At 68.0% G+C, this 25,646-nt stretch carries 25 protein-coding genes and 2 pseudogenes; 11 read left to right on the forward strand and 16 right to left on the reverse strand.

Features of this window, described 5'->3' with window-relative positions; all coding sequences use genetic code 11:
• The first annotated feature begins 4 nt into the window (after positions 1 to 4).
• From NC4_RS32615 to NC4_RS32630, 4 genes and pseudogenes are all read left to right on the forward strand, one after another.
• Complete coding sequence (locus tag NC4_RS32615; RefSeq protein ID WP_067546287.1) at positions 5 to 1,228, forward strand: L,D-transpeptidase; 1,224 nt, start codon at positions 5 to 7, stop codon at positions 1,226 to 1,228.
• A 172-nt stretch (positions 1,229 to 1,400) separates the two neighbouring features.
• Entirely contained in the window at positions 1,401 to 2,384 is a 984-nt protein-coding gene (locus tag NC4_RS32620; protein ID WP_067546290.1) for a nitrilase-related carbon-nitrogen hydrolase, read from the forward strand.
• Positions 2,381 to 3,408 (forward strand): annotated as a pseudogene (locus NC4_RS32625) (agmatine deiminase family protein). The gene NC4_RS32620 and the pseudogene NC4_RS32625 overlap by 4 nt, the downstream one beginning before the upstream one ends.
• Before the next feature lie 34 nt (positions 3,409 to 3,442).
• Positions 3,443 to 4,048 (forward strand): annotated as a pseudogene (locus NC4_RS32630) (TetR/AcrR family transcriptional regulator).
• A 27-nt stretch (positions 4,049 to 4,075) separates the two neighbouring features.
• Here the strand turns inward: NC4_RS32630 and NC4_RS32635 are convergent.
• Positions 4,076 to 5,059 carry an oxygenase MpaB family protein gene (locus tag NC4_RS32635; RefSeq protein WP_067546293.1) on the reverse strand — a complete coding sequence of 328 codons (984 nt, stop codon included), beginning with the start codon at positions 5,057 to 5,059 and terminating at the stop codon, positions 4,076 to 4,078.
• A gap of 112 nt (positions 5,060 to 5,171) precedes the next feature.
• On the opposite strand from NC4_RS32635, the gene NC4_RS32640 reads away from it, so the two are divergent.
• Both NC4_RS32640 and curA read left to right on the forward strand, forming a co-directional pair.
• Positions 5,172 to 5,810 (forward strand): TetR/AcrR family transcriptional regulator, encoded by a 639-nt coding sequence (locus NC4_RS32640; RefSeq protein ID WP_169814915.1) that lies wholly within the window; start codon positions 5,172 to 5,174, stop codon positions 5,808 to 5,810.
• Between the two features lie 86 nt (positions 5,811 to 5,896).
• Entirely contained in the window at positions 5,897 to 6,910 is a 1,014-nt protein-coding gene (curA, locus tag NC4_RS32645) for an NADPH-dependent curcumin/dihydrocurcumin reductase (RefSeq protein WP_067546299.1), read from the forward strand.
• On the opposite strand, the gene NC4_RS32650 is transcribed toward curA, so the two are convergent.
• The 8 genes from NC4_RS32650 to aztB form a co-directional block, all read right to left on the reverse strand.
• Entirely contained in the window at positions 6,907 to 7,923 is a 1,017-nt protein-coding gene (locus tag NC4_RS32650; protein ID WP_067546302.1) for an ABC transporter substrate-binding protein, read from the reverse strand. The genes curA and NC4_RS32650 overlap by 4 nt on opposite strands.
• Positions 7,924 to 7,961: 38 nt before the next feature.
• Positions 7,962 to 8,792, reverse strand: coding sequence for an ABC transporter ATP-binding protein (locus NC4_RS32655; RefSeq protein WP_218021367.1), 831 nt, complete (start codon positions 8,790 to 8,792; stop codon positions 7,962 to 7,964).
• Positions 8,786 to 9,877, reverse strand: coding sequence for a FecCD family ABC transporter permease (locus NC4_RS32660; protein WP_084529992.1), 1,092 nt, complete (start codon positions 9,875 to 9,877; stop codon positions 8,786 to 8,788). The genes NC4_RS32655 and NC4_RS32660 overlap by 7 nt, the downstream gene beginning before the upstream one ends.
• Complete coding sequence (locus tag NC4_RS32665; protein WP_245722096.1) at positions 9,874 to 10,890, reverse strand: FecCD family ABC transporter permease; 1,017 nt, start codon at positions 10,888 to 10,890, stop codon at positions 9,874 to 9,876. The genes NC4_RS32660 and NC4_RS32665 overlap by 4 nt, the downstream gene beginning before the upstream one ends.
• A 60-nt stretch (positions 10,891 to 10,950) precedes the next feature.
• Positions 10,951 to 11,613, reverse strand: a complete 663-nt coding sequence (locus tag NC4_RS32670) for a hypothetical protein (RefSeq protein ID WP_067546306.1) — start codon at positions 11,611 to 11,613, stop codon at positions 10,951 to 10,953.
• 345 nt (positions 11,614 to 11,958) lie between these two features.
• The gene (gene aztD / locus NC4_RS32675) at positions 11,959 to 13,128 is read right to left on the reverse strand and encodes a zinc metallochaperone AztD (RefSeq protein WP_067546603.1); all 1,170 of its coding nucleotides are present in this window, start codon (positions 13,126 to 13,128) and stop codon (positions 11,959 to 11,961) included.
• A 35-nt stretch (positions 13,129 to 13,163) separates the two neighbouring features.
• Entirely contained in the window at positions 13,164 to 14,087 is a 924-nt protein-coding gene (gene aztC, locus NC4_RS32680; protein WP_067546309.1) for a zinc ABC transporter substrate-binding protein AztC, read from the reverse strand.
• The gene (aztB, locus tag NC4_RS32685; protein WP_067546312.1) at positions 14,084 to 16,084 is read right to left on the reverse strand and encodes a zinc ABC transporter permease AztB; all 2,001 of its coding nucleotides are present in this window, start codon (positions 16,082 to 16,084) and stop codon (positions 14,084 to 14,086) included. Before aztB ends, aztC begins: the two co-directional genes overlap by 4 nt.
• A gap of 51 nt (positions 16,085 to 16,135) precedes the next feature.
• On the opposite strand from aztB, the gene aztA reads away from it, so the two are divergent.
• Both aztA and NC4_RS32695 read left to right on the forward strand, forming a co-directional pair.
• Positions 16,136 to 16,813, forward strand: coding sequence for a zinc ABC transporter ATP-binding protein AztA (aztA, locus tag NC4_RS32690; protein ID WP_067546315.1), 678 nt, complete (start codon positions 16,136 to 16,138; stop codon positions 16,811 to 16,813).
• A 37-nt stretch (positions 16,814 to 16,850) separates the two neighbouring features.
• Positions 16,851 to 17,546, forward strand: a complete 696-nt coding sequence (locus NC4_RS32695) for a potassium channel family protein (protein WP_084529993.1) — start codon at positions 16,851 to 16,853, stop codon at positions 17,544 to 17,546.
• 4 nt (positions 17,547 to 17,550) lie between these two features.
• On the opposite strand, the gene NC4_RS32700 is transcribed toward NC4_RS32695, so the two are convergent.
• The 3 genes from NC4_RS32700 to NC4_RS32710 all read right to left on the reverse strand — a co-directional run bounded on the left by NC4_RS32700 (position 17,551) and on the right by NC4_RS32710 (position 19,645).
• Entirely contained in the window at positions 17,551 to 18,300 is a 750-nt protein-coding gene (locus NC4_RS32700; RefSeq protein ID WP_067546318.1) for an MBL fold metallo-hydrolase, read from the reverse strand.
• A gap of 96 nt (positions 18,301 to 18,396) precedes the next feature.
• Positions 18,397 to 18,972 carry a hypothetical protein gene (locus tag NC4_RS32705; RefSeq protein ID WP_245722097.1) on the reverse strand — a complete coding sequence of 192 codons (576 nt, stop codon included), beginning with the start codon at positions 18,970 to 18,972 and terminating at the stop codon, positions 18,397 to 18,399.
• Positions 18,973 to 19,057: 85 nt separating this feature from the next.
• Positions 19,058 to 19,645: a PadR family transcriptional regulator gene (locus NC4_RS32710; RefSeq protein ID WP_067546321.1), complete on the reverse strand. Its 588-nt coding sequence runs from the start codon at positions 19,643 to 19,645 to the stop codon at positions 19,058 to 19,060.
• Between the two features lie 122 nt (positions 19,646 to 19,767).
• Between NC4_RS32710 and NC4_RS32715 the strand changes: the two genes are divergently transcribed.
• Genes NC4_RS32715 through NC4_RS32725 form a run of 3 tightly spaced genes read left to right on the forward strand, consistent with a single transcriptional unit; the run spans position 19,768 to position 22,817 of the window.
• The gene (locus NC4_RS32715; RefSeq protein ID WP_067546324.1) at positions 19,768 to 20,184 is read left to right on the forward strand and encodes a nuclear transport factor 2 family protein; all 417 of its coding nucleotides are present in this window, start codon (positions 19,768 to 19,770) and stop codon (positions 20,182 to 20,184) included.
• Positions 20,181 to 21,668, forward strand: a complete 1,488-nt coding sequence (locus NC4_RS32720; RefSeq protein WP_067546335.1) for a phytoene desaturase family protein — start codon at positions 20,181 to 20,183, stop codon at positions 21,666 to 21,668. Before NC4_RS32715 ends, NC4_RS32720 begins: the two co-directional genes overlap by 4 nt.
• A gap of 12 nt (positions 21,669 to 21,680) precedes the next feature.
• Positions 21,681 to 22,817 (forward strand): 2Fe-2S iron-sulfur cluster-binding protein, encoded by a 1,137-nt coding sequence (locus tag NC4_RS32725; RefSeq protein WP_067546338.1) that lies wholly within the window; start codon positions 21,681 to 21,683, stop codon positions 22,815 to 22,817.
• Here the strand turns inward: NC4_RS32725 and NC4_RS32730 are convergent.
• From NC4_RS32730 to NC4_RS44895, 4 genes are all read right to left on the reverse strand, one after another.
• Entirely contained in the window at positions 22,814 to 23,164 is a 351-nt protein-coding gene (locus tag NC4_RS32730) for a hypothetical protein (protein WP_439957577.1), read from the reverse strand. The two genes, NC4_RS32725 and NC4_RS32730, sit on opposite strands and share 4 nt — an antisense overlap.
• 72 nt (positions 23,165 to 23,236) lie before the next feature.
• A complete protein-coding gene (locus tag NC4_RS32735; protein WP_067546344.1) occupies positions 23,237 to 24,262 on the reverse strand; it encodes a lipase family alpha/beta hydrolase in 1,026 nt (341 codons plus the stop codon).
• 258 nt (positions 24,263 to 24,520) lie between these two features.
• Positions 24,521 to 25,456: a glycoside hydrolase family protein gene (locus NC4_RS32740; RefSeq protein ID WP_067546347.1), complete on the reverse strand. Its 936-nt coding sequence runs from the start codon at positions 25,454 to 25,456 to the stop codon at positions 24,521 to 24,523.
• Positions 25,457 to 25,513: 57 nt separating this feature from the next.
• Positions 25,514 to 25,630 (reverse strand): magnesium transporter, encoded by a 117-nt coding sequence (locus NC4_RS44895; RefSeq protein ID WP_369690811.1) that lies wholly within the window; start codon positions 25,628 to 25,630, stop codon positions 25,514 to 25,516.
• Between the last annotated feature and the right edge of the window lie 16 nt (positions 25,631 to 25,646).

Raw genomic sequence — 25,646 nt, forward strand, 5'->3', positions numbered from 1 at the left:
GCCTATGCAAACCCACCGTTTTCGATCCCCCGCCGCCACCGGATTTCTCGGGGCGCTGATTGCCCTGACCGCCTGCTCGTCGTCCGAGACGCCGAGCGCGACACCTGAAATCGTCGCACCGCCCCCGCCTGTGATCACCGTGCTGCCGCAGTCGGGGGCACAGCACGTCGATCCGGCCGCCCCGGTCTCGGTCAGTACCAGCAGCGGTGTGCTCCGCAGCGTCACCATGACCAATGAGGAAGGCCGGGTCATCGAGGGGACGCTGACTCCGGACCACACGAGCTGGAGACCCAATGAGCAATTGGGTTACGGGCGCACCTATACCGTCACCGCCACCGGCCTCGCCGTCACCGGGCCGACGGGGCCGATCACCTCCACCTTCTCGACGGTGACACCAGACAACCAGACCAAGGTGACCTTGCACAATACCGGCGCCGATCCGCTGGTCGAGGGCGCGACGTACGGCGTCGGCACCGTGATCGTCGCGCACTTCGACGAGAACATCCCCGACCGCGCCGCCGCCGAGCGCCGCTTGACCGTCACCACCACTCCCCCGGTCACCGGTTCCTGGAACTGGGTGGACAACCGCAATGTGCACTGGCGGCCGCGCGAGTACTACGCCCCGGGCACGCGGGTCTCGGTGTCCGCCAAGGTTTTCGGCGCGGAAGTCGGTCCCGGGCTGTTCGGCCAGGAGGACGCGGGCGTCGGCTTCGTCATCGGCCCGTCGCATGTGGCCATCGCCGATGACAACACCCATCAGATCGAGGTCTTCGAGAACGGCACTCTGGTGCGCACCATGCCGACCTCCATGGGCATGGGCGGGGGCACCACCGTGGGCGGGCGGACCATTACCTTCTGGACCCAGCCCGGCGTCTACACCGTGCTGGGCAAGGCGAATCCGGTGATCATGGATTCCTCCACCTACGGCCTGCCGGTGAATTCCCGGCTCGGCTACAAGGAACGCATCAACTGGACCACCCGTATCAGCACCGACGGCATCTATCTGCACGCGCTCGACTCCACGGTCTGGGCGCAGGGCAGCACCAATGTCTCGCACGGCTGCCTGAATTTGAGCAGCGACAATGCCGCGTGGTTCTTCGAGTTCGTGCGGATCGGCGATGTCGTGGAGGTCCGCAATACCGGCGGCGACCCGCTCGAGGTGTGGCAGAACGGCGACTGGGGCGTGCCGTGGGACCAGTGGGTGGCGGGCAGCGCACTGCGCCGCTGAGGGCGCATTCTGACTGAGCTTTCAGTTTAGACAATGGAGCCAGTCGACAGAGCTCCATGTCATGACTATGACCTGGGATGCAGGAAAAACTTCTCGCCAGGTCTCGACTGACTGAATTTTCAGTTCCTATGGTGGTGGCACACCCGCACCCACAAGGGAGGCATGAAGCTCCATGGTCAAGCAGGATTTCGTTCTCGCCACCGCGTTCACCCCGCCGCCGTCGTTCGCCCGGGCGACCGAGCCCGATCGCGCGCCGCTGCGCGTGGGCCTGGTGCAGCACCGCTGGCTGCCCGATGCGGACGCACTGCGCGCCCAGCTCGACGCGGGCATCGCCCTCGCTGCGGCGCAGGGCGCCAAGGCGGTGTTCCTGCCGGAGCTGACGCTGTCGCGGTATCCGGGCGATGTGCGCGCGGGCGAGAACCCCGGCGCGAACGCCGAGGATCTGCTGACCGGGCCGACCTTCACCTTCGCGGCCGAGGCGGCCCGCCGCCACGGGGTCCTGGTGCACGCCTCGCTCTACGAGCGCGCCGAGGCCGCGGACGGACTGGTCTTCAACACCGCCATCCTGGTCGCGCCGGACGGCGAATTGCTCGGGCGCACACGGAAACTGCACATTCCGATCAGTGACGGCTACTACGAGGACACCTACTTCCGCGCCGGTCCGCCGGAGAACGCCTACCCGGTGTACCGCCCGGCCGCCCTCGACGGCGCCGCGCTCGGCCTGCCGACCTGCTGGGATCAGTGGTTCCCGGAGCTGGCGCGGGCGTACTCGCTGGGCGGGGCGGAAATCCTGGTCTACCCCACCGCGATCGGTTCCGAACCGTCCTTCCCAGCCTTCGACACCCAGCGGCTGTGGCAGCACGTGATCGTCGGCAATGGCATTACCGCGGGCACATTCATGGTGGTGCCCAACCGTTTCGGCGATGAGGGCAGCGTGAACTTCTACGGCTCCTCGTTCATCTCCGATCCATACGGCCGGGTGCTGGTGCAGGCGCCGCGCGATGAGGCGGCGGTGCTGGTGGCCGATCTGGATCTGGCCCAGCGCGGCGACTGGCTGGACCTGTTCCCGTTCCTCACCACCCGCCGCCCCGACACCTACGCCGCGCTCACCGCGCCGGTGGCCGTGAACCAGCCGCACGGGGCGGTGACGTCGTGACCTGGCGCATGCCCGCGGAAACCGCTCCGCAGGAACGGATCTGGATGGCGTTCCCGCCGGTGGGAGCGACCGCCTTCAACGATGCCGAGTCGGTGCACAATGCGCGCACCGCCTGGTCGGCGGTGGCGCACGCCGTGCTCGACTTCGAGCCGGTCACCATGGTGGTCGATCCGGCCGATCGCGAAGCGGCGCGCAAGTATCTGTCGGCGTCCATCGAGGTGGTGGAGGCACCGCTCGACGATGCCTGGATGCGCGATATCGGGCCGACCTTCGTGCTGGACGAGGCCGGGCGGCTCGGCGCGATCGACTGGGTGTTCAACGGCTGGGGCGCACAGGAATGGGCGAGCTGGGAGCGCGATCAGCACATCGGCGCGACCGTGGCGCGGCTGGCGGGAGCGGAGATCATTGATTCCGCGCTCGTGAACGAGGGCGGCGGCATTCAGGTCGACGGGCTTGGCACGGTGCTGGTCACCGAGACGGTGCAGCTCGATCCCGGCCGCAATCCGGGGCTCGACAAGGCCGCGGTGGAGGCCGAGCTGAAGCGCGCTCTCGGTGTGTCGCACGTGATCTGGCTGCCGCGCGGACTCGTCCGCGACAGCGAGCGCTTCGGCACGCGCGGACACGTGTGGACATCGTCGCCGCCATTCCCGCGCCCGGGAAACTGCTGGTGCACACGCAGAACGATGCCTCCCATCCGGATGCCGCCGTGACCGCCGACATCATCGCCGGGCTGCGTGAGACACAGGACGTGCTCGGCAATACCTGGGACATCACGGAAGTGCCCGCACCGCAGGTGCTGCGCGACGAGGAGGGCTGGGTCGACTACAGCTACATCAACCATCTCGTCGTCAACGACGGCGTGATCGCGTGTAGCTTCGACGATCCCGCCGACGCCAAGGCCCGCGACATGCTCGCCGAGGCGTACCCGGGGCGCACGGTGGTCTCGGTCGACGCGCGGGAGATCTTCGCGCGCGGCGGCGGCATCCACTGCATCACCCAGCAGCAACCCGCTGCGTTAGGCTGACCGCAGCTTTGCGAACGGACGAAGGAGTTGTGGCATGACGAGCCGGCGGGAAGCGATCCTGCAGGCCAGTGCCACAGCGATCGCCCAGCGAGGAGTGCGCGGCCTGCGGGTCAGCGATGTGGCCGAGGTGGCCGGGGTCTCCCCCGGCCTCCTCTACTACCACTTCAAGGATCGCGGCGGCCTGCTCGCCGCGGCCTTGACCTATATCAACGACCGCGCCCGCGCCTATCGCGTCGCCTAGGACCACTCCGAGTCCCCGCGTGAGCGCCTCATCAACCAGATGCTCGGCGAAATCCAGGACAACCCGGAAGTCCGCGAGATCTCCCTGGCCTGGAACGAATTACGCGCCTGCGCCGTCTACGAGGACGTCGTCCGCGAACCACTGGCCCGCACCTCCCGACACTGGGACGGCGAGATCGCCGACGCCATCCGGGTGGCGCAGGCCCTCGGCGAGATCGCCGACACCGTCGATGCGGAGGATGCGGGCATTACGGCCACCGCCCTCACCGAGGGGCTCTCCTCGCGCTGGCTGTGCGGCGAACTGAGCACCGACAAGGCCCGCGACCACCTGCGAAAGGCCTTGGAAGCATTGCTCCCCCAACCCACCCAAGCCGCGCGGCGCACCGCCGCCCGCGGCTGATGGCCGGTTCATTGCCGGGGGCCGCGCTCAGGCCACCCTCGTCTGGAGTTGGCGGGCGTGTTCGGCCAGCCGCATCGCGTCCGGTCCGCTGATCTGCCGGTTGATCGCATCGGCGAACGGCCGGAAGGTGAAGGCCAGCATGGCCGGGCGGGTCAGGCGCAGCGACAGCGTCAGCAGGGGATCCAGGAAGGCCGGGACGCCGAGGTTGCGGCGGGCGGGGCGCGGGATCACCGCGACCAGCTGCGGGAAAATCAAGGCCGCCAGCAGTATCGGGCCGAACTCGCGCAGTTGTGCGGGTGAGAAGCCGCGCGCCATGGCCAGGAAGGGCGCGACCACAAGGTCGGGGCCGAAGCGGTCGATCACGCCGAAGCGGTCGGCGATGCCCGCGTAGTATTCGGCGACCCCGGCACAGGTCGTCGGGATTTCCTCCGGTCGCGCACCCATGAGGAGGCCAAAGTGCTTGGCCTCCAACCAGAATCGGTCGCGCTCGTCGAGTGGCAGGCGGTGCGGCGGGCGCAGACCCTCGAAGGCCAGGTTCTCGTAGACGAGCAGCGCCGCCTGCATGATCGTGACGTGGGCGAACAGCACCAGTTCCGCGCCCTGGGCGGCGTACGGTTCCCCGGTGCCGGGAATGGTTCCGGTCATCGTCCGGTGGTAGCGCCGCAGGTGTGCGGCCATGCGGTCGGCGGTTGCCTTGTCGCCCAGAATGATCGGGACCGGGACGCCGACCGTGCGCTGGGCGCGGCGGACCACTTCGATCGGGCTCATGCGGCGCTGGCTGCGGCCCTGCACGGCGAGCGGATCGTGGTCGAGAATGACCGCCTGCAAGGGAATGTGGGTCAGCTCCAGCATGGCCGTCACCGGAGCCAGATAGGGCGCGACCACCGGGTGCAGCAGCACCCGCCAGACCTGGGAGCCCGGGCCGAAATACCCGTAGTCGTGTGAATCCTCGAATCCGGCCGGAGTGGGCGCGGGGCCGCGCCGCCAGATGCGGACATCCTGATTCGCCATGAAAGATCACCTCGTCGTGTTCCATATCGGCTATGCGGCAAGCGTATTGATCAGTCGTGAGACTTCACAAGTCGGGTGACTTGTTCGTATTCGGACCGGTATCGTGGGCAACGTGCCGGTCTCCACGGGAAAAACCAAACGCAGCCGGGCCGACCAGCGGGAGGACACCCGCACCGCCATTCTCGACGCCACCGTGGCCAGCCTCGTCGAACACGGGCACGCCGCCACCTCGACCCGCGGCGTGGCCGAGCTGGCCGGGCTGAGTCAGGGTGCGGTGCAGCACTATTACCCGACGCGCGCGGCCCTGCTGGACGCGGCCATCCGGCGGCTGGCCGATCAGACGGCGCAGGCGGTGGTCGAAACCCATTCCGGCATTACGGGATCCGAGCGCGAACAGGTGGCCGAACTGATCGACTCGCTCTGGGCGCTGGCGCAGGCGGCTCCGGTCAGCGTGGGGTTCGAATTCCTCACCGCCGCCCGCACCGATCCGGAAATGGCCACCACCGTGGCCGATCTCGTCGCGCACATCGAGGCGACCGTGTTCTCGGTGGCGCGTCAGGTCCTGGGTGAGCTCGCCGACCGTCCGGGCGCGCGGGATTGGATGCGCATTACGCTCATTACCGTGGCGGGCATTCTGCTGACCACCTCGGTGCCCGCGGCATCCAGGCTGGTCCCGGAGTGGAGTACGGTGCGCAACCACATCATGGCCAGCTTCGATATCTGGCGCGGCGGGCTGCCGCAGGACCGCTGACCGGGACACGCCCGGCGAAACCCGGCGTTTCGGGCCCACCTCTGGCCGAGAATGGGGCGGTCGCCCATCGAAAGGTCGTGCCGCCGATGAAGAGCACCCGGATCGTCCTGGCCTCCCGCCCGACCGGCATGCCGGAGCAGGAGAACTTCCGCACCGAGACGGTGGAACTGCCGCCGCCGGGGCCGGGTGAGGCGCTGCTGCAGACGTTGTACCTGTCGCTGGATCCCTATATGCGCGGCCGGATGAGCGATGCGCCCTCGTATGCGCCGCCGGTCGAGATCGACGAGACCATGTACGGTGCGACGGTCTCCCGGGTGCTCGAATCCGAGGATCCCGCACTGCGACCCGGCGATATCGTGCTCGGGTACGGCGGCTGGCAGACCCATTCGGTCGAGAAGACGCAGTACCTGCGCCAGGTGGATCCCGCGGTCGCGCCGATCAGTACCTCGCTGGGGGTGCTCGGTATGCCGGGCTTCACGGCGTACTCCGGGCTGCTCACCATCGGCCGCCCGCAACCGGGTGAGACCGTGGTCGTGGCGGCCGCGACCGGACCGGTCGGCGCGACCGTCGGCCAGATCGCCAAGATCAAGGGCGCTCGCGCGGTCGGCATCGCGGGCGGGCCGCAGAAGGTCGCGCTGCTGCGCGAAAAGTTCGGATTCGATGCCGCCATCGACCACAAGGCGCACGATTTCGTCGATCAACTGGCCGCCGCGACGCCGGACGGCATCGACGTCTACTTCGAGAACGTCGGCGGGGCGGTACTCGACGCCGTGCTGCCGCGCCTCAACAAGTTCGCGCGAATCCCGGTGTGCGGGTTGATCTCCGGCTACAACGCCACCGAGCTGCCGCCCGGACCGGATCGCATGGGGCTGCTCATGGGTCTGATTCTGCGCAAGAGCCTGACGCTGCGCGGATTCATCCAGACCGAATTCCTCGGCCAGTTCAGCGAGTTCCATCCCGACGCCACCGGCTGGCTGACCGATGGCCGTCTGACCTATCTGGAGGATGTCGTCGACGGCCTGGATCAGGCCGTCGACGCCTTCCGCGGACTGCTCACCGGGAAGAATCTCGGCAAGCTCGTCATCAAGGTGTCGGACTAGGACTTCGGCAGTTCCACGCCAGTCGCCTTGGCCACATCGGCGAGCATCTGGCCCGCGGCCTGCACGCCGATGCCCGACATCCAGGTCTCGTCCGGAACCTCGATGACCGCATTGTTCTTCACCGCGCGCAGGTCCTTCCAGACCGGGCTGGTGGTGACGGCGTTCTTCTCGGTCTTGCCCGGATCGTCGATGGTGGCAACGAAGATGATGTCGGCATCGGCCTGATCGATCTGCTCGGCGCTGACCTCGGTCATGATCTTCTTCGGATCCGTGGAGATCTGCGAGGCCGGGCGGGCCAGGCCGATATCGCCGAGCACCACGCCGCTGAAGGAATTGCTCTGGTAGAGCCGGGTGGGACCGGCCAGGAAACGGATCACCGAGACGGTGGGCAGGGCGCCGTTGTTCTTGGTCTTGATGGCCTCGCCCAGCGCGCGGGCGCGGGCCTCGTAGGCGCTCAGGGCGTCGGCGGCCTGCTGGTCCAGGCCGAGGGCCTTACCGTGCACGGCGAGATTGGCTTTCCACGGGCCGCCGGTGGTTTCGGTGAAGACGGTCGGCGCGATACCGGAGAGCTTGTCGTAGATCTTGTCGTGGCGGACCTTCGAGGACAGGATCAGATCCGGCTTCAGCGAGGCGATGCGCTCCAGATTCGGCTCCAGCAGCGGGCCGACATCGGTGACGCCGTCGAGCTTGGCGGCCAGGTATTCCGGGAAGCCGCCCTTGGTCTTGGTGTGTGGGATGACCGCGCCGACCGGCTTGATGCCGAGCAGCGTGGTCGAATCCAGTTCGGCGGTGTCCAGCACGACGACGCGCTGCGGCGCCTTGGGGATGGTCACCTGGCCCATCACGGTGTCGAGGGTGCGCGGGAAGCTGGCCGAATCCGCCGCCGACACCGGCGAATCGCTGGTGGTGGAACCGTTTCCGCAGGCCGCGAGGCCGGACATGCCGATGGCTGCCGCGCAGATCGCGGCGGTGACGCGGGCGAATCCGCGCATGCGGAATCGTCGTGTGGACATGATCGTCCTCATTTCTCGTTGGGGTGTGACGTTCGGGATCAGGCCGGGGCGGCGCTGAAGTCTGGTTTGTTGTGGCGGGCGGCGCGGCTGCGCGGAACGACCAGCGGGGTACCGGTTTCCGGATCCGGGATCACCCGGCAGTCGACGCCGAAGACGGTGCGCACGAGTTCGGCGTCGAGCCCCTCGGCGGGCGCGCCCGCGGCGGCGAGGCGGCCGTCGTGCAATACCACCAGGTGATCGGCGTAGCGGGCCGCCTGCCCGAGATCGTGCAGCACCATGATGACGGTGCGGCCCGCCTCGGCGTGCAGCTCCGAGACCAGGTCCAGCACATCGAGTTGATGGCGCAGATCGAGGAAGGTAGTCGGCTCGTCGAGCAGCAGCAGATCGGTGTCCTGCGCCAGCGCCAATGCGATCCAGGCGCGTTGGCGCTGACCGCCCGAGAGCTGGTCCACCTGCTGATCGCGCAGGCCGTCGGTTCCGTTGCGGCGCAAGGCATCCTCGACGGCCGCCTGATCGGATTCCGACCACGGGCGCAGCATGCGCTGATGCGGATAGCGACCCAGCCGTACCAGTGCTTCGACCGTAATGGCCTCGGGCGTAATGGGTTGCTGCGGAAGCAATCCCAGGCGCAGGGCGAGCGCGCGCGCCGACATGCGGTGCAGGTCCGCACCATCGAGGGTCACCGCGCCGCCGGACGGGCGCAGCAGCCGCGACAGGGCGCGCAGCAGGGTCGATTTGCCGCAGGCATTGGGGCCGACAATGGCGGTGACCGCACCACCGGGCAGCGTCAGGTCCAGGCCGTCGATAATCGCCCGGTCGCCGTAGCGCAGCGCCAGATCCTTTGTGGCCAGCACATTCTCGCTCACGATGTCCTCCGATGGGCCGGGCCGCTCTCGCGCAGCATGAGATACAGCAGCCACGGCGCTCCGACCGTGGCGGTGACGACGCCCACCGGCACTCCACCGGGCAGCACGTGCTGGGCCAGTTGATCGCAGCCGACCAGCAGGGTCGCGCCCGCCAGCCCGGTGACGACCATGGTGGCGGCGGTGGGCGGGCCGACCAGCATGCGCACCAGCTGCGGAACCGCCAAGGCCACGAAGGCGATCGGGCCGGTGAGCGCCGCCGCCAGGGAGGCCAGCACCACGGCGGTCACCAGCAGCCGCAACCGGGCCTTGGGCGCGGAAATGCCGAGCACGCCCGCGGATTCGTCGCCGAGATCGAGCGCGGCGAGCGTCCGGTATTGCAGGAACAGCAGGGCGATCACCACCACGCAGGCGATGGCCGCGCCCGTCACCTCGGTCCAGGTGCGGCCGTAGAGCGAGCCGGTGGTCCATTGTTTGGCCGAGCTGGCCAGTTCCGCGGGGAAACGCACGACGAAAAGGTTGACCGCGGCCTGCAATCCGGTCTGGACCGCGAGTCCCACCACGATCAGGCGGGTCAAGGGCAGTCCGGCCCGGCCGAGCCCGCCGAGCAGGGCCGCGGCGAGCAGGCCGCCGCCGAATGCGCCCAACGGAATCAGGGTCTGGCCCGCTCCGAGGGCCAGAATCGCCACCGCGCCCACGGAGGAGCCGCCGGTGACGCCGATGAGATCCGGGGAGGCCAAGGGATTGCGCAGCAGCCGTTGCAGGACAGCCCCGGACACCGCCAAGGCGGCACCGGCCAGCACACCGGCCGCCAGCCGGGGCATGCGGAACTCCCGGACCACGAAAATGTCTCCGGCGTCGCCGAATCCGACCGCGGCGCGCAGGGCGGTGGCGACCGGCATGGCCATCTCACCGGAGGTCAGGGCAATCGTCGTGAGGATCGCCAGGGCCGCGGTGCACAGCACGCCGAGCAGTGCGGTGCGCCGCCGCCGGGCGGCCGTCGTCGGAGCGGTCTTGCGCTGCTTCGAATCTCCCGTGCCGCGCGACGGTTTCCACGGGCGGCCGCGCTCGACGGTGGCGAGATCGCTCATCGCGCCGCACCCCGCTTGGCGAGCACGACCAGCAGCGGCGCGCCGAGGAAGGCGGTGAGAATGCCGACCTCCACCTCCGACGGCCGGGCAATGACGCGACCGAGGACATCGGCCGAGAGCAGTAGCAGGGGACCCGCGATCAGGCAGCCGGGAATCAGCAGCCGGTGATCGTTGCCGACCGCCAGGCGCACCAGATGCGGTGCGGCCAAACCGATGAACGAAATGGGTCCCGCGATGGCGACCGCCGAACCGGCGAGCAGGATCACCGCCACCAGCCCCGCGAATCGAATGCGCGCCACCGGAACACCGAGCGCCTGCGCCGACTCGTCACCCAGCGCCAGGGCATTCAATGCGGGACCCAGCGCGATTCCCAGGATCGCGCCGAGCACCAGGGTGGGCAGCATGGGCACCAGCACATCGAAGTTGCGTTCGGAGATGGCCCCGGCCAGCCAGAACCGCGCCTCGTCGAGGGTGCGCTCACTGAACAGCATGACCGCCGAGGTCCACGACACCAGCACCAGTTGCAGCACCGTGCCGCCGAGCACCAGGCGCACCGGATCCAGATCACCGGCGCGCCGTCCGAGCGCGAGCGCGAAGATCGCGGCCGCCGCCGCACCCACGAAGGCGAATCCGATGTACTGCACCGGCTGGTTCAGCCCCAGCGCGAAAATGGCCGTGACGACCGCGAATCCGGCGCCCGCATTGATACCGAGGGTGGTCGGGGCCGCCAGCGGATTGCGGGTGATGCCCTGCACCACCGCACCGGCCAGCCCCAGCGCGGCCCCGACGACCAGCCCGACCACGGTCCGCGGCAGCCGCATACCCGTGATGACCATGCCGTCGCGGCTGCGATCGTCACCGAAAAGCGCTGCCAGCACCGTGGGCACAGGCACCGACCGCGCACCCAAGGCCAGGCTGAGCACGACAATCACGATCAGCGCGGCCAACCCGATGCCGAGCAACGGTATTCGTCTGCGCACCGCCCGCGTACGTGTCGCGTCAACCAAAGTCACGAGCCGACAGCTTAGGTTAGGCGGACCTAAGTCTGTCAACCCGGCCGCGACGCCGAGCGACTACTTCATGGCCGTCACATACGGTCGCAACCCAAGCGCGATATCCACGCACGCCGCGAGCAGCACATCCCGCTCCACCCGATCGAGCACATGCGCGGTCACGAGCCGCGTACCCAGAATGGGCACCCGCAAGGCCGTCCCCGTCCGGTCCCACCACAAGAAGGTGTCCCCGGCCCCGTTCGCCAGCCGCCCCGCCGACCACCCCTCGACCTCGCGCACCACATCGAGCCGCCCCGCCTCCTCCCCCATCCGATCGAGCACGAGCAAATGGAACAGCGCCGCCGTATCCCGATGCTCCGGATCCGGCACGAAGTGGAAAAGCGTTCCCGCCGTGGCCCCCACCACCGTCGACGTCTCCGCCCGCACGATCTTCCCCACCGCCCCGCCATCGGCCCGCGACACCACCGTCGGCGCATCCCGATGCGAATCCACCCACACCACCGACCCATCCGTATAAGTCAGCAGATGTCTTCCCACCCCCACGTTCTGAAACCCGAACAGAATCGCCGCCCTGGCCCCCAGCCCATTCCCGGCCCCCTGCACCCCCACCGCCACCGGCTCGTCCGGCCCCGCGGAAAACGTAATGTGCAGCGCCTTGGACCCGCCCAGCCCAGGCGCCACCCGCCCCTCGATCATCATCGAGTCGTCCCGGCCCTCAGACATGCGTCAGATGGTAGGCCCGCCCCCTTTCCCACACACCGACTTTCGCCATGCCGCGTCCCCACCCCGGAGCGCCCCCCGACCACGCCACGACAGCGGGCACCAACCCACCGACCCGCGCCACTCGCAGCCCCGCGCCCCCGGTCCCGGCCGCCAATCCCAGCTCACGCAACTGGGCAGTCGATCACCAGGAACTGGTGGCGGCATCGCGCGAGTAACCCCCGCCACCAGTTCCCGGTCGACGCCGTTTCACTCCGACCCGGCACGGGCGACCCACCGCGACAACAGAAGGGGACGGCGAAGGGCTCGCGGCCGGGGTTGGCCGCGAGCCCTTGCCGATCAGGGGCGTCAGTGTGCGAGGACGCCGCTGATCTCGTTCACCGCGCCGGGGAGGGCGACGGTGGCGGTGATGGCGCCGGAGGTCAGGTCGACCTTGTGGACCTTGTTGGTGGCGGGTTCGGTGACGTAGGCGTTGCCGTCACGGACGAACAGGGCGGGGCGGGGGGACTGCCATTTGAGGGGTTCTTCCCAGGCGGAGATGACCGGGATGGTGCGGGTGATCGTGCCTGCGGCGGGGTCGATTACGTGGATCTTGCCGTCGGTGCCGAGGACGAGCGCCTCTCCGGCGGGGCCGCGGCCCAGGGAGCGGAAGGTGTAGCTGGGGCCGCCGAGGTTGACCAGGCGCAGGGTTCCGGTGCGGGTGTCGATCAGGGAAACCTGTTGGGGGCGTTCCAGTTCGGCGTCCTTGTCCTGTTTGTAGTCGCCCAGGACGATCGGGGAGGTCTCGGTGCCGGACTGGTTGCCGATGCGGCCGTAGGGGGTGGGGGCGGCGACCTTGGTGATCTTGCCGTCGCGGTAGATCAGGGCGCCGGTCTGGCAGCCGACCACGATCGCCTCGTCGGCGGCGATGGTTTCGCCGTCGACGCCGGGGCAGTCCTCGTTGCGGGCGATTTCCTTGCGGTCCTTGTCCAGGACCGCGATGCCGGTGCGCTTGTCCTCGGTGCCGAGGGTGACGACCAGGTTGCCGTTGGCGAGCTGGACCGCGACGCCGTGGTGCGGGGCGGCGGACTTGTAGGTGTCCGTCGGCGGCTTACCGTCTTCCAGCTTGGCGGGGTCGAAGATGGTGACCTCGCCGCTGCCGTCGGCGAACAGCACGGTCTTTCCGGCGTGGCGGAGCACGTGGCCGGGCTTGGCGGCGGGGAATTCGATATCGGTGAATTCGCCGTGCACCGCGTCGAGGACCTTGAAGCCCTCGCCGTGGGTGACCATGACGTGGTGGTCGTCTCCGGCCGGATTGAGGCGGTTGAAGCCGTCCAGCTTCAGGTCGGCCGCCTGGGCGAGGGTGTTGCCGTCGAGCAGGTAGATGCCACCGTCGTAGGTGACCGCCAAGGGGTTCTCGACGTGCTGGTGTCCGGACTCGTGATTGGACTCGGAATCGTCTGTGCCACAACCGGTTACGGCGATCATGACGGTGGCGAGACCGGCCGCCGCCTTGGCGGCGTGCGAACGCAAGTGCATGTACTGCTCCATCTCTCGTGCGCTATCGGCACATATCAGGGATTGGGCGCGGTGAGACCGCGCACGATGGCGTCGGTGTTGGCGCGCATCATGTCGAGGTAGGTGCCCGCCCCGCCGCCGGGCTCGGTGAGCGATTCATTGTGCAGGGCAATGACTTTCACGTGGAGTCCGACCTGTTCGGCCAGCACGCGGGCGAGCTTGTCGGGTTGCGAGGAATCGGCGAAGACCGCATTCACCCCGGCCGCGCGGACAGTGTCGGCGAGCCCGGCCAGGTCGGTGGCGCTGGGCGAGGCCAGGGTTGTACCGCTGGGAATGACGGCGCCGATCACGTCGAATCCGAAACACTGTGCCAAGTAACCGAATACGTGGTGATTGGTGACCAGCTTGCGCTTCTCGGGCGAGATGGTGGCGAAGCTCTCGGTCATCCAGGTGGTGAGCTGGTCGACCTCGGCCAGGTAGCGGTCGGCATTGGCGCGCACCGCGGCGGCGTCGATACCGTCGATACGCTCGACGACCTCGTCGCGGATCACCTCGACGGCGCGCCGCACCCGGGTCGGATCGGTCCAGAAGTGCGGGTCGGCGGTATTCGCATCCTCGATGGCCCGGTAGTTGATCGGATCGACGTGCGCGCCGACGGCCAGCGTCGGCACGCCCGCGTCCGCGGCGGCGGTGACCGCGCGTCCGGCGCCTTCCTCCAGGCCCAGGCCGTTGTGCACGATGAGCCCGGCGCGCTCCAGCCCGGCGGCCTGCTGCGCGGTGAGAGCGAACTGGTGCGGATCGGCATTGGGCGGCATGAGGACCGTCACCTCGGCCGCAGTGCCGACGACGGCCTTGGTGATGTCACCGAGAATGTTTGTGGTGAACATGATTTCGGTGCCGCGACCCTCGCCGCCCGAGCAGGCGGTGAGCGACAGGGCCAGGGTGAGCGCCGCCAGGACGCCTCTGACAGCGATTCTCATCGGCCGGTCTCCACCAGGTAGGTCGGGGCGCCCTCGACCGGCAGCTTCCGAGCGGCGCGTAGGTTGTCGCGGTAATCGATCTCGTGGACGACCCGGGCCTGCGGATCGTTGACATAGGCACGGCTGGTGTCGATTTCGATCACCGGCGCGCTGCCCTCGGGGACGGGTCCGGGCAGCAACGGCAGCTGGCCGGTCGGCACCCCGGTCGCGGGGTGGTATCCGCGCAGCACCCCGTCGCGGGTCAGCACCAGCAATACCGACCCCTCACCGGCCGTATTCGCCGACGCCGCGGGTCCAGATTCCACCAAAGTCCATGTCTTGGCGCGGATATCGAGCACCCACACACCCCGCGCGCCCGCCGGGGCGACGAGCGTGGTGCTGCCGGGCCGATGCGTGAACACGGTGGCGCGCTCGGCGTCGGGCACCTGCAGCGGGTACGGAATCTTGGTCGCGGCGAATCCCTCATCGGTGTGCGAAACCACCAGCGCCCCATCGGCGCACCCGAAGACGACACCCCGGCGCGTGACCGCGGACCCCCGCGGAACCGGGCAGGATTCGCCGAGCAGGGTCACGGCCGCGTCGTCACGGTCACGAATCTCGGCCCGCCCCGAATCCGGCCGGACCACAACGAGATTCTCCGAATAGGGCACGGCGAGCCCGTCGACCACACACTTCTCGACGATCGTGCCCGCATCCAGCGCGACCCGATCCAGCAGCGCGGTCCGCGAGCCGAATTGCACGGCGGTGAGCGCCACATCACCGTGCACCCCCGTCACCCCGGCGCGCGCGAGCACGCCGATCTCCCGGGGATTCGTGCGGTAGTAGTGCATGTGATCGCCGTGATCGACCACCCACGCGCCCCCGTCCACGATGTGCACCCGCCCACCGTCGGACACGAACGCGTACCGATCATCGCGGGCCAGTCCCTCGACCCCCGCCACCGTGCCGATCTCGGCGACCTGCTCGGTGATCAGATCGAGAACCTGAACCCGCCCGGTTCCCTTGTCGGCCAGCACGACTCGCGGCTGTTCCTCCGCCGTCTCCTCCGCACCGGGCACATACCCGTGCGGCAGCTCGTCGGCCGTGTCGTCGACCGCAGCGGCGCCGCATCCGGCGAGCGGCAGCACGGCTGCCGCAATAGCCAGCGCGGCAACGGTATTCACCCCTCCCCCACGCAGCCGCACCCGCTCGCGCAGCCACGACGCGGCCATCGAGACGAAGAACAGCCCGACCGCGATCACCGCGATACTCGCCCCGGCCGCCGTCCCGGCATGCCAGGACACCAGCAGCCCGGACACGGTCGCGAAACAGCCCAGCGCCGCGGCGAGGGCCATGATCACCGGAATCCGATCGGCCCACAATGCGGCCGCCGCGGGCGGCGCGATCAGCAATCCGAACACCAGCAATGTCCCGACCAGATGGAACGACGCCACGATCGCCAGCGTCACCAGCCCCAGCAGCGCCGCATGCGCCAGCCGCGGCCGCAAGCCCAGCGTCTGCGCCTTGCGCGCATCGAAGGCCAGCGCCACGAATGCCCGATGCCCCAGCACGGCGATCACCCCCGCCAGCACCACCGCGACCGCCAGATACCCCAGATCCCGCGGGCGAATGGCCAGCACGTCCCCGAACAGGAATCCGGTCACATCCACCGCGAACGACCCGGACCGCGACACGATCAGCACACCCAGCGACAGCATCCCCACGAACAGCAATCCGATGGAGGTATCCGGCGAGAACCGCGGATTCCGCCCCAGCGCAGACACTCCCCACGCCATGGCCGCAGCGCTGAAAGCCGCCCCCACCAACAGATTTCCGCCCAGCAGCGAGGCCACCGCCACCCCCGGCAGCATGCCGTGCGCCATGGCGTCCCACAGAAATGCCATGCCCCGCAACACAACCCAGTTCCCCGCAATGGCGCATACGCACGAAACGAGCAGCCCGCCCCACAGCGCCCGCTGCACGAAACCGACCTCGAAGGGAGTGATGAGCCATTCCATGGACCGGGACGATATATTGAAAACGATTTTCGTTTCAAGTGAGGTGATGTGATGCACAGCCCGGCCGACCCGGCGCTACGGATCCACCGGGTGTGCGCGGCATACGGCGGCACCGCGGTGCTGCACGAGGTCACAGCCGAGATTCCACGTGGCCGAGTGACGGCCGTGGCGGGTCCGAACGGATCGGGCAAGTCCACGCTGCTCGGAGTGCTCGCCGGTGTCATCACACCGACCGCCGGGACGATCGAGCATGCCGGAGTCCGGCGACCCGCATTGGCCGTCCAGCAAGCGAGCGTTCCGCCGACCCTGCCGATCACCGTGCGCGAGACGGTCGCCATGGGCCGCTGGGCCGAGCGCGGACCGTGGCGGCGGCTCACCCGAGCCGACAAGGCGATCGTGGACGCGTGCCTGGAGCGCATGGCCATCGCCGATCTCGCGCACCGGCCGCTGACCGCGCTGTCGGGCGGACAGCGTCAACGCGCCTTGCTCGCACAGGCTCTCGCACAGGAATCGGATCTGCTGCTGCTCGACGAACCGGCCACCGGACTCGACTCCGACTCCGAGGAGGAGATCGCGGCGGCACTGCGGGCGGCGGCCGCGGACGGCGTCACCGTCGTGCACGCCACCCACGATCGCGAGGCCGCGCTGCGGGCGCACCATCGGCTGAGTCTGCGCGCGGGCCGATTGACCGAACCGGACGAACCGGCCGCGGACACACGGGTGCGATAAGACCCGTTGCCATCGGTCGGCCTGTTTCGATGGTCGGGTGTCGAATGCGGACCGCCGACGATTCCGGGTCGCCCACAGCACCCGCAGCCTCGCGTTGCTGCTGGTGATCGTGATCCTACTCCAGTTCGGTTACCCCATCACCCTGTGCGGCGAATGGTGGACCGCGCTGTACATGCTGCTCTACGTCGGCATGGTCTTCTACGGCACGGCCGTCACCCGCGAGGCGAGCGAGCGCGGGAATCTCATCGTGCCGTTGGGCGTGATCTTCCTCGGGCTGGCCGTGTGGTTCACTATCGATCAGAAGAGCCGCGCCGCCACCCTGAGCATGCTCATCGCGGTCTCGGTGTTCATGCTCGCCTTGTTGATCACCCTGGGGCGCTTCGTCTTCCGGCGCCGCAATGCCGTGAGCCTCGATCTCATCCTGAGTGCGGTGAGCACCTATCTGATCATCGGCGGCTTCTTCGGCGCATTGAGCGGCGTCCTGGAAATCCTGCACCCGGGCAGCTACGCCGACCCGGCCACGCCGGGGGTGTCACCGCAGTGGCAGCAGATGGTCTACTTCAGCTTCGTCACGCTGGCGACGCTCGGCTACGGCGATATCGTCCCCGTCGCGCCGTGGGCGCGCTCGCTGGCCTCGTTCGAAACCGTGCTCGGCACGCTGTTTCTCGCGATCGTCATCTCCCGGCTGGTCGGAATATGGTCCAGTACGCACGCAGCTCGCGACGACGACTGACCGGCTACTCCGGTTCCCGTTCCTGCAGTAGCGAATTCGCGAGCACCGCCACCGGCTGCCGCGCGACCCGGCCGTGCCCGGGCACCAGGATCTCGGCATCGTAGGCGGCCAGTGAACGGGCCGCCGTGCGCGCGCCCTCCTCGTCGTGGTTGAACACGGTCGGCAGCACCTGCGGACCGTCGTGCGCGACGATGGGATGACCGGTCACCAGCGTGTCACCGCTGAAAAGCACCTTCTCCGAAGGCATCAGGTAGGAGGTGTGGCCGATGGTGTGACCGGGCGTCGGAATGGCGGTGAACCCACCGGGCAGGGCCGCCAGCACGGAATCCTCGACCGCCGTGGCCGTCGGCACCTTGGTGATGAGCCCGCTCTTGACCGCCCACACGGTCTGCATCACCCATTTGGCGCCGCCCGGAACGAACAGCTGCTCGAGCATCTCCACGGGCGTGATCTGCTGCTGGAAGTCGCGATGCGCGTGCGGCACCTCGGCGGCCCCGGTGTAGACGGGCATGCCGACCTTCTCGACCAGCAGCGGAATCCCGCCCATGTGGTCGAGATGCGCGTGGGTCAGCAGTACCGCGGCGATATCGGCGATATCGTGCCCGATCTGCCGCACCGAGGCGAGCACATCGTGCGCATCGGCGGGATATCCGGCGTCGACGACCGTCACCCCCGACTCGCCGGTCACCAACGCCCAGTTCACATTCGTTCCGGCGACGGCGTACACCGACTCCGATACCTGCTCGATCCGCATTGCCACGCCCTAGGGTCGAATCCTGCCCGCCAGTTCTCCGAACAGGATACGTCCGCGACCCCGCACCGAATAACGGTGCGATCAAAGGCGTATCACTCAGGCGAGGGCGAAGGTCAGCAGCTGAGCCGGTCCACCCGCCTCCCGCGACCACGAATAGCCGAACCACACGCCCGGGGTCATCTCCCGAATCTCGTCGTACAGTTGCGGACTCGGCGACGGCCGGTAGTCCAGCACCCAGGCCGGGCCGCCGTCGAACAGCGCCGGACCCAGGTACACGTCCGCGGGCCACCCCTCGATTCCGGCCGGGGTGATCCGATTCATCAGATAGCCGCCGCCGGGGCCAGTGTAGAAGGTCTTGCCGATCCAGACCGCCGGGGCCCAGGACTGCATATCGATCGGCCGGATGACCCAGCCGTTCTTCACGCCCATCGGCACCGCGCCCGGGGAGGCATCGCGGAAGAGGGCGTCCTGCTGCGCCGGATTGCACCGGAAGCGCAGCGAATCGATGGTTGCCGCACGGTCGCCCGTATACAGCACGCAGCCGCCGCCGTAATCGGCGTCGGCATGGGCGACGGGTGCGGCCGGTGGGCCGAGCACGAGCGCTGCCCCGAGTCCAGCGGGAACGATCCACCGCGTCAGGGCATAGAGACGAGCTTTATGGCTGGTACGCATTTGGGGCCTCCGCAGGACAACCCCGACCTATCCGCGATGCTAGTTCGCTATCAGTTAACCGATTGGAACCGTCACCAAACCGCAACTACCCGGCTAATTCGCCGTCCGGGACCGGCCGCGCGGCCGCGCGCTTGCCGAGCACCGACAGCGCGAACTCGCCCCAGCGGATGTTGTCCTGCTCGAGCGAGATGCCGCGCAGCAGCGTCAGATAGGGACCGATGCGCTCGACCTCGGCGAGGTACGCCTGTTCGCTGCGACCGGCCAGCAGGCGGCCCCGAAGTCGTTCGTAGCGGGCCAGTTTCGCTTCGGCCCATTGCAACCGCTCGGCGATGGCGGCGCGCACGACGGGTGCGTCGGCGGTTTCCATGCCCTGCACCTTGACCATGAGCTCATCGCGGATGGCGGTGGGTTTGGCGGGTTCGGCAATGTGCTCGTGCAGCGCCGCGCGACCGGCGGGGGTGATGGCGTGCAGCCGCTTGTTGGGGCGGCGTTCCTGCTGGACGACGCGGGTTTCGATGAGCCCGTCGGCGGCCATGCGATCGAGTTCGCGGTAGATCTGCTGGGGCGTGGCGGGCCAGAAGTTGGCGGCCGAGGCGTCGAAGCCTTTGGCCAGGTCGTAGCCGGACGCATCGCCCTCCAGGAGGGCTGCCAGCACCGCGTGTCGTAGCGCCATCGGGCCAGGTTACCACCCGAGGTGATTATTCAACTTTTTGAATATTTGGCTCTAGACACAGAGCATGCACAGGGCTAGCGTTCGAACGACTTACTCAACTAATTGACTATGCTAGGTGGATCATGCACCCCTTCCGAGCGGCCGTCGAGGCTCAGGATGCGGCGGCGGTCGAGGCGCTGCTGGCCGACAATGTGGTGTTCACCAGCCCGGTGGCATTCCAGCCGTATCCCGGCAAGGCCATTACCGCGGCCATCCTGCGCGCGGTGCTCCGCGTGTTCGAGAACTTCCGCTACGTGCGCGAGATCGCCGATGCCGACGGGCGCGACCACGCCTTCGTATTCGAGGCCGAGGTCGGCGGCAAGAAGCTGACCGGCTGCGACTTCCTGCACTTCGACGAGGACGGCAAGATCGACGACTTCACCGTGATGGTGCGGCCGCTGTCGGCCGCGACCGCGCTGGCCGAGGCCATGGGCGCGCAGTTCGAGCGCATCAAGCAGGAGGCCACCGAGCAGGCGCTGCGCGAGGCGGCCGGGGCATGAGCGATTACGACGCGATCGTCATCGGCGCGGGCAATGCCGGGCTGACGGCGGCCGCGACCCTGCAGCGGGCGGGGGCGCGAACCCTGTTGCTGGAGCGGCACAATATTCCCGGCGGGTGTGGAACCTCCTTCCGCCGTGGTCGTTTCGAGTTCGAGGTGGCGCTGCACCAGTTGTCCGGCGTCGGTGTCGAGGATCAGCCGATGTCCTTGCGCGACGGGCTGTTCCAGCAGCTCGGGATTGCCGACAAGCTGGAGTTCGTGCAGGAGCACGATCTGTATCGGGCGGTGGTTCCCGGGCGGGTGGATCTGACCCTGCCCGCGGATTGGGACGGCGCGATCGAGGCCATCGAGGCGGAGTTCCCGGGTAATCGCGACCGGGTGGCGAAGTTCTTCGAGCTGTTGAAGCAGGTGACGTTCTGGCAGATCGCCGCCATGCGCGGAATGCCGGTCGAGGAGATCGACCCGATGCTGTTCCGGTACGGGCTGCGGCCGGTCGCGGACGTGCTGGACGAGTACTTCGACGATGAGCGGATCAAGGTCGCGCTCGGCATGTACTGGACCTATCTGGGGCAGCCGCCGTCCCGGCTGCCGTTCCAGGATCTGGCCTTGACGTTGTTCGCGTACTTCGAGTTCAAACCGTGGCATGTGCGCGGCGGATCGCAGGCCATGTCGGCGGCGATCCTGGAGGCGTTCGTGCAGGCCCGGGGCGAGGTGCGGTTCAATACCGGCGTCGAGGCCATTCTGGCCGCGGGCGGGCGGGTGCTGGGCGTGCGGCTCGAGGACGGCACGGAGGTGACCGCGCCCGATGTGGTGTCCAATGCCGCGCTGCCGGTCACGTACGGGATGCTCGAAGGTATCGAGGTGCCCGCGCAGGTGCGAAACATCCTGTCCACCAGGCGCATCGGCGTTTCCGGATTCGTGCTGCACATGAGGCTGGACGCGACGCCCGCAGAGCTGGGGTTCACCACCAGCACGACGTTCGTCAACAGGGACACCGACGACGACCGCACGCACCGGTCCTGGCGTTCCCTCGAGCCCGCGCGCGGAATCTGTGTCAGTTCTTACGATGTCGCGCCGATCGGGTTCGCGCCCAGCGGGGCCACCCATGTCAGCCTCATGACATTGCAGTACGGCGAGGTCTGGCAGAACGTGGCCCCGGCCGACTACGCGCGCACCAAGTTCGCCTATGCCGAGACCCTGCTCGATCTGTGCGAGACGATCACGCCGGGCATTCGCGATGCCATCGAAGAGGTCTATGTCGCAACGCCTTTGACGATGATGCGCTATCTCGGCCATCCCGGCGGGACGATCTACGGCTACGACCAGGACGCCACCGAGGGCTGGCTGTTCCGCGACAGTGAACGCCGGACCCATGTCCCCGGACTGCATCTAGCCGGTTCCTGGTCCGGTATGGGCGGTTTCCAGCCCACCCTCGAGGCGGGGGCGCGCGTCGCCCGCCGCCTGCTTCGCACCAAGGCCGCTTGAACGGAGAACATCGTGAATCACCCGCTCGCAACGCGTTTCGACGGCGCGGCCGAGATTCTGGCCGAGATCGAGGACCGTGCTCCCGACACTCGCGACCATTCGGCCGAGACGCGCGCCACCATCGACGCCTATCACCCAAAGCGGCTGCGGCTGAACGTGGCCGAGGTCATCGACGAGACGGTCAGCACCAAAACCTTTCGGATGACAGAGCTGAGCCAGGTTGCGTTGCCGCCGTTCCTGGCCGGTCAGTACGTCAATGTCTTCATCGACGGCACCAGCCGCCCGCTCGCGATCTCTTCCAGCCCTGCGCGTCTGGATCATTACGACCTCACGGTTCGCCGTGTGCCGGGCGGGCGGATCAGCAATCTGCTCATCGACGAGGTGCGGCCGGGTCGGGAGCTGACCACGACGGGGCCGATGGGGACCTTCCACCACAACCCGCTGTTCCACGGGGACGATCTGGTGTTCCTGGCGGGCGGCTCGGGTGTCGCACCGGCGGTGAGCATGATCCGCGAGATCGTGGATCTGGGCCTGGACCGCACATTTCATCTGATCTACGGCTCGCGCGACGCGTCCGACGTCATCTTCCGCGATGAGCTCGAGGCGCTGGCCGCGGCGCATCCCGGTATTCGCGTCGACCATGTGATCGCCGAACCCGACACCGACTGGACGGGGGCGAGCGGATTCCTCACCGCCGAGACCATCGAATCGCTTACGGGACAGCTGAACAACCGCACGGTGTACGTCTGCGGACCGCAGGCGCTCTACCCGTACGCTCTCGAGCAGCTGACCGCACTCGGACAGCCGCGCAAGCGAATCCGGTTCGAGGCCAATAGCGCGCCCAGCGATCCCACCGTCCAGCCGCATTGGCCCGGGGGCTTGGACGCGGCCGCCGAGGTGACGGTCACCGTCAGGAACACGTCCTTCCGCACGCCGCGCAATCGTCCGCTACTGGACGCTCTGGAGGACAACGGTATTCGACCCGAAGCCGCCTGCCGCTCCGGCGAATGCAGTCTGTGCCGGGTACGCGTCGTCAAAGGTGAGGTCCACACCGCCGCGGAGGCGAAACTCCGGCCCTCCGACGATCGGTTCGGCTACACCCACTCCTGTGTGGCCTACCCGCTCGGCGATGTGGAACTCGACCTCTAGTCCTCCAGCTTCACCTTGACGGTGACCTCGCCGCCCTTGTCCCGATGCGCCACGGCCAGGCCGGTACGGTCCCCGCCGTCGAGGTGCAGGGTGATCGGATGGCCCTCGCCGAGGAAGTTGCGCCACCAGGTCTTCTTGTCCGGCAAGGCGACACCGATGGTGATGGCGTCCCCGGTCCACCAATAGGCCACCGGCGTACGGAAGGTCCTGCCCGACCGCCGACCCTGATACGTGATCTCCACCAGGCCCTTACGCATGCGCGGCCCGATCACCGGCGCGTGCATGAGCGCGACCATCGCGCCATTGAAGCCTCGAACCACCCGGCCGAGCATCGCTTTCGAGTCCACACACCCTCCTGATCCGAATCCGCCCTTCACCCTATCGGCGACAGGGTGAAGGGCGGATGTCAGGATCCGGGCTCAGAGCAGCCAGGGGTTGGCGGAGCAGGCCAGGGTGGGATTGGCCACCGGGTCGAGGGCGTGCAGGGCGATGGAGACCGCGCGCGGGGAGTAGACCATGGAATTGTGGTCGGAGGTGTCGGCGGCGCAACCGTCCTGCAGGAGAACGTCATCCACGGTCGCGCCCGGCCCCGCGGTCAGGTAGGTGCGGGTATAGGGGCTGGAGACCTCGTCGTACTGGTCGGCCACGATGGTGTAGTCGATGCCGGGCATGGTGTCGCCGCCGTCATTGAGCCGGGTGAGGACCAGCGAATCGATGAGCTGTTCCACGCCCGCCTGGCCGATGAGGGTTTCGGTCGGGTTGACCAGGTCCAGGCCCATGACGTCCTTGAAGACGCCGAGCAGGCTGCCGAGACCGCTGAGCGTGGTGCCGTGGTTGGTGGCGCCGTAGGTGATGAGCTTCTTCACCTTGTTCGCGCCGGGATCGTCGGCATTCGCGCCGCCGTCGAACTTCAGGTACTCGCGCGCCACGACGCCGCCCTGCGAGTGCCCGATCAGGTCCACCTGCGTGGCGCCGGTGGCGGCGAGCACGCGGTCGACGAAGACGCCGAGTTGCTGCCCGGATTCCTCGATATCGCCGGTGGCGCCGATGGTGGGCTGCACGAGCCCGGCGCCGGGCGCATTGGCGCGGCCGTAGTTGAAGGTGAAGACGCAATACCCGGCCTTGGCCAGCTGCGGCGACATGTAGGCGTACGCGCCGTAGGCGCTGGCCCAGGTCCCGTGTACGAGCACCACCGGACGCGGGTGCGCGGCATCGGGCTTGCAGTCCCAGTTGTTCGAACCCTGCGGCGCCACATCGGGATTGGCGAGACCGTAGGCGAACGCGGCCGCCTCGTCGGTCAGTTCCGGACCGTAGCCGACGGTATCGGAGGAGTGGGTGTCCGGACCCGGATCGGCGCTGGCCGCCCCGGCGGTGAATCCGAGACCGGCCACCGCGACCGCTACGACCACTGCCGCGGTGCGCGGCGAACGAAGAATGCTTGTCATTGTCTCGCGGCTTTCCTGAAACGAGAGTGCCGTGGGCACGCCTGGATTGGAATCGCTGCCGCACCACTTCGTGCGAGTAGCTGAGGCAAACGCTAGAACTCATTTGCCGAAAATTCGCCGTGTGCACTCTCACGCACCTGGAGGAACGGCCGGTCGCCGCATGGGAGCGGCCGGTCGGGACAGGGAAAAACCGAGTACGCTCAGTTTTCGGTCACGGTTTGTTCACCTGCGGTTTCTATCGTTCGACCATGCCGAATATCAGCCGTTGTGCGCCGGACCGGCCCCGCGCGATTCGGCCAGCACCGTGAAATGCCGGACGGTGCCCGACAGGCCGGGCAGCTCGGCGGGCGGGGCCCAGGTCCGGAAATCGTCGCGACTGTCGCTGAAGTAGTACTTGCCGTCGTTGTAGGCGTCGAAGAATATGCGCCAGCCCCCGTCGGGCAATCGGATGACGGACTGCCCTTCCCGCGGTGTCCCCCACCCCGCCCAATCATCGGTCTGCACAAAGGAATACCGTCCACCGAGCTGTTCGGCGACGGCGAGTTCCAGATACTTCGTGCTCTCGTTCTTGGTGAAGGCGTAATACCGCCCGAGATGATGCACCACGGTGGTGTCGATATACCCGTAGCCGACGTCATCCTTGGCCGCGAGCCCCGCCATCGGCGTCAACGGCGTCCACGACCGCAACTCGGCATCGGTCGCCGTCATCAGATGCGGCGTGAACCGATACCCGTCCGACAGCGAAACCAGCACACTGACCTCCCCACCGGGATCCACGAACCATTCCGGCGCCCACGTCGAGGTCACACCGGGCACCTTCACCTGATAGTCGTAGAGGTGAGCCCAGTTGATCCGGTCATCGCTGCGCGCGAATCCAATGGGCTGCCCCTCCCACCCGGTCGTATAGGTGAGATAAAAACGCCCATCCTTGTGCCGAATCAGACTCGGATCCCGCAGCAACCCACCCGGCGGCGTATACGCCGGTCCCCGCACCGGCTGAAATGTCGTCGCATCCGTGGATTCATAGACATACAAATCGGTTTCACTGGCATTGGTGAATGCCGTCATCGTGTACCGGACGGAGGGCTCGACCGCCGGAGCCGCAGTCGGCGCACCCTGCGCCCGCCCGGACACGACCAACGGCAACGGCAGTCCCGCCGCCAACGCCAGCACGGATCTTCGGCTCAGTTCCACCCACCGAATTATCCGGCGGTGGTTCGCCGACGAGTTGCCGACACACCGGGACCCGGTTCAGACGAGGAGATCACCGAGGAACAGATAGGCGAATCCGAAATAGATGAAGACGCCGATCAGGTCCATGATCGAGGTGATGAGCGGGGCACTGAGGGTGGCGGGGTCCGTACCCATGCGGCGGGCCAGGAAG

It is taken from the genome of Nocardia crassostreae, from assembly GCF_001613405.1.
In the GTDB taxonomy this organism is placed as follows: Bacteria; Actinomycetota; Actinomycetes; order Mycobacteriales; family Mycobacteriaceae; genus Nocardia; species Nocardia crassostreae.